The 893-nt window shown below is 41.1% G+C and carries 1 protein-coding gene; it reads left to right on the top strand.

Going from position 1 to position 893, the window contains the following annotated elements; all coding sequences use genetic code 11:
* On the top strand, positions 1-873 hold an 873-nt coding region (locus tag A7325_RS00395), incomplete at its 5' end, for an IS4 family transposase (protein ID WP_156508467.1).
* Positions 874-893 lie beyond the last annotated feature (20 nt).

Here is an 893-nt window from a genome sequence, read left to right as displayed (position 1 = left end):
GCTTTAATGATATATCGACTATTTGGGCTAGGCAAAGTCACCTTAACCATTGACCGCACCAACTGGAAATGGGGTAAAAGTAACCTCAACATCTTTATGCTAGGGGTGGTATATAAAGGGATAGCCATCCCCTTATACTGGCAAATGCTAGATAAGCGAGGTAATACAAACCATCTTGAACGCTGTGAACTTATTGAGCGGTTTATCAAACAATTTGGCAAAGATAACCTTGAGATGATAGTAGCAGACAGAGAGTTTGTTGGCGAAAAATGGTTTAACTGGCTCACCAATAATCACATACCCTTTGCCATACGGATTAAGAAGAACAGTAAAGTTAAGAATCATCATGGCAAGTTGGTACAGATTAAAGAGTTATTGCGCCATGTTAGCCATCAAGAAACATATCGACATGGACGAATACTGACTGTCGATGGTTGTTTGGTTCGAGTATTTGCCAAGCGTGATAAAGACTATGGTTTAGTGATTGTGGCCTCCAATCAACTAGAAACAGTGGATGCGATGACAAGCTATGCTAAGCGTTGGGAGATTGAGACTTTATTTGCTTGTCTAAAGGGCCGTGGCTTTAATCTTGAAGATACCCACTTAACCCATCTTGATCGGGTCAGTAAATTAGTCGCAGTGAACGCCTTAGCATTTTGTTGGGCTTATCATGTCGGTATTTATAAAGACAAAGATAAGCCGTTAAAGCGCAAGTTAAAGTCAAACGCTCGACCTCAAGCCAGTTTGTTTGCGCTTGGCCTGGATGTGTTGATTGAGGGCCTTCACTTGGTGTTCTTTAACAATGATAAGACTGTATTTCGACAGTTAGTTAGCTTTTTAACCCCTAAACCTATGAAAATCGGGTGGGGATGATTTTTTTGTCGTGTGCAGAG

Source organism: Psychrobacter sp. SHUES1 (genome assembly GCF_001652315.1).
Taxonomy (GTDB): domain Bacteria; phylum Pseudomonadota; class Gammaproteobacteria; order Pseudomonadales; family Moraxellaceae; genus Psychrobacter; species Psychrobacter faecalis.
This window is presented reverse-complemented; position numbering and strand designations above follow the sequence as displayed.